Source organism: Parasphingopyxis sp., from assembly GCF_052168275.1.
Classification (GTDB): Bacteria; Pseudomonadota; Alphaproteobacteria; order Sphingomonadales; family Sphingomonadaceae; genus Parasphingopyxis.
The window spans coordinates 1-2,916 of the sequence record NZ_JBQLZM010000022.1; the positions used below are offsets into that span (position 1 = coordinate 1).

Here is a 2,916-nt window from a genome sequence, read left to right on the forward strand (position 1 = left end):
CAACCCGGCCGATCCATCGAGCCGGCGGGTGGTGGCGACGTTCGAGACGCCGATGTTCCCGTCGGACGTCTCGGCGGACGGCAGCGCCGTGCTGCTGGAAAATTACCGGTCGAACCGCGATGCGAGCATCTACCTGCTCGACATGGCGACCGGCGCGGCCGCCGAGTTCGCGCCGAGCGCGGGCACGGTCGACGAATCGCCGCGCTTCGCCCGCAACGACACGGCCGTCATGGCGATCTCCAACCGCGACGGCGACCATCGCCGGCTGGTCGAATTCAGCCGCGATACGGGCGAGATGACCCCGGTAACGCCCGAACTGGGTTGGGACGTCGAGGCGTTCGACCTGACCGATGACGGCCGCTTCCTCGCCTTCGTGATCAACGAGGAAGGCTATTCGCGCGTTTTCGTGCAGGATTTCGTCACCTGGCGCGAGCTGCCCCAGCCCGAACTGCCGAACGGCGTGCTGACCGGGCTCGATTTCTCGCCCGACGGGGAACGCCTCGCGGTGAGCATGGAAACCGCGAGCTCCGCCGGCGACGTCTGGGTTTGGGGCGTGACGGCCGGCGATCTCGTGCGCTGGACGCGGTCCGAGCTCGGCCCGCTCGATCCCGCCACCCTCGCCGAGCCCGAGCTGATCCGCTTCCCGTCGTTCGACGGGCTTTCGGTCTCCGCCTTCGTCTACCGCCCGACGGGCCCGCGCGACGGCGTGGCGACCCCGGTCATCGTCGACATCCATGGCGGGCCGGAAAGCCAGTCGCGTCCGGGGTGGAATTCGCGCGCGCAATATTTCGCCGACACACTCGGCGCGACGGTCATCCTGCCCAATGTCCGCGGCTCGGACGGTTACGGCACCCGCTATCGCGATCTCGACAACGGTCCCCTGCGCGAGGATTCGGTGCGCGATATCGGCGCGCTGCTCGACTGGATCGCCGGACAGCCCGATCTCGATGCGGACCGGGTCGCCGTCTACGGCCAGTCCTATGGCGGCTATATGGTCCTCGCCTCGATGATCCATTATTCGGACCGCCTCGTCGGCGGGGTCGAGCGCTACGGGATCAGCGATTTCCGCACCTTCCTGCAGAACACGCAGGATTACCGGCGGGACATGCGGCGCGGCGAATATGGCGACGAGCGCGATCCGGAAATGGCGGCGATATTCGAGCGGATCGCCCCGATGAACAATCTCGACCGGATCGCAAAGCCGATGCTGGTGATGGCCGGCGCCAACGACCCCCGCGTGCCGCTATCGGAGAGCGATCAGGTCGTCGAAGGCCTGCGCGAAAATGGCGTGCCGACCTGGTATGTCGTGTTTTCCGACGAAGGCCATGGCTTCCGGAAGAAGCCGAACAATGATCTGCGGCATGCGGTGGAAACGGTGTTTTTGCGGGGGCTGTTTGGGGAAGTCTCGGAATAGTAACAGCGCGCGTTTCAAACCGGAGAGATGTGTGAAAAGCTTGATCGAATCTACAGCCCTACCGGCACCCAAATCGGAATGGTTCGACTACAGCTACCACCTGTTGTCGGACGGCAAACTTGCCATATTTCGAACTGATCGTAACATTCGCCAAGAGCAGGTCGACTGGTTTCAAAAAGCCCAATCAGCAGAGAGCTTTGAAAGAATGCCCAATCTTTGGACCGGGGAGGCATGTCTTCTCATACTCTCCTGCAACGGGTCGTACCAAGAGATGACCATCCCACTCGTGCGGCATCCCCTGATCGATCGGTTCCCGGACGGTCATTGGCTCGTCACTTCGACCAGAGCCGAAAGAGATGAGAAAAATGCAACAGTTCTGTTTCCAGACGGCCAGCGTTCTCATTCGTTTAGTTTAGGCGACGGCATCGAACATGTCCGATGCGCTTCCGATGATACGATCTGGGTTGGCTATTTCGACGAGGGCGTTTTCGGGAACACGATTGGAGCCGGCGGAATCGTTCAGTTTGACTGGAAAGGTAAATGGCTTTGGAAGTACAATGACGCTCAGAGTTCTCGAAAATTGGGCGTTTCCGATTGTTATGCCCTGTCCACGAATGGCACGGAAGTGTGGTCATGCTTCTACCATGACTTCGCCATAACCCGAATCTCTAACGGCGATACATTCAGCTGGAAGAACGGGGTGGCAGGAGCAAAGGCCCTCGCAGTAAAGGACAATCAAATTCTTCTATTGGGCGGCTATGGCGCGGATCGGGACAGAATTGCTTTGCTTGCTTTGAAAGATGGCGAAGCTGCTCTTTCGGGAACGACTCGCTGGCCAGGCGAAGGTGAGATCCTTTTAGTACAGGGGCAATCGGATGTGATGCATGTGGTCAGAGACGGTCTTTGGTCTCGAATCGCTGTATCTGCCGACCTCGTCGAAATTCAGTCACTCCGCATCTAGATTGATTACAAATCGGCCCTCGCCTCCTCCCAATTCTGCCCGTCGAACGCCCGGACCGTCACGTCCAGCCCGTGCCCGTCATCGAGCGCGCGGTAGTTGACGCTCCAGGCTTCGGGGTGGCTGCGGGGCTGGTAGAAGCTCTTGATGCCGCACTGCGTGCAGAAAAGGTGGTCGGCCTGTTTCGTCCCGAAGCGGTAGGAGGTCAGCGCGTCTTCGCCGGAGACCAGGGTGAAATCGTCATGCGGGACGATCAGGTGGAGAAAGCCGGTCTTGCTGCACATCGAGCAGTTGCAGTCGAGCAGTTCGGGGCGCGGCTCGCGGATCAGCGCCTCGAAGCGCACCGCGCCGCAATGGCAGCCGCCGGTGACGACGGTCGACGCATCTTCGCTCATCTTCGCCTCCATCCTTTCTTCGTTCCGTCAGCCGATGCCTCTGGCCGCGTCGCCGTCATTGCGAGGAGCATGGCGACGAAGCAATCCAGAGCGGCAGGCGGCCAGTTTGGAGCTCTGGGTTGCCGCGTCGCCCCGAAACGAGGTCGGGC

General features: G+C 61.3%; 3 protein-coding genes. 2 read left to right on the forward strand and 1 reads right to left on the reverse strand.

Annotated features, from left to right (window positions below; translation table 11 throughout):
* On the forward strand, positions 1-1,414 hold a 1,414-nt coding region (locus ACTS1X_RS02085; RefSeq protein ID WP_442612731.1), incomplete at its 5' end, for a S9 family peptidase.
* Between the two features lie 31 nt (positions 1,415-1,445).
* Positions 1,446-2,375, forward strand: a complete 930-nt coding sequence (locus ACTS1X_RS02090; protein WP_442612732.1) for a hypothetical protein — start codon at positions 1,446-1,448, stop codon at positions 2,373-2,375.
* A gap of 5 nt (positions 2,376-2,380) precedes the next feature.
* Here ACTS1X_RS02090 and ACTS1X_RS02095 read toward each other — a convergent pair whose 3' ends face one another.
* On the reverse strand, positions 2,381-2,767 hold the full coding sequence (locus ACTS1X_RS02095) for a GFA family protein (protein ID WP_442612733.1): 387 nt from the start codon (positions 2,765-2,767) through the stop codon (positions 2,381-2,383).
* Positions 2,768-2,916 lie beyond the last annotated feature (149 nt).

What these genes read in the sequence shown, in the direction of transcription:
- ACTS1X_RS02095 (WP_442612733.1), bottom strand. Translation starts at nt 2,767, where the DNA reads ATGAGCGAAGATGCGTCGACCGTCGTCACCGGCGGCTGCCATTGCGGC.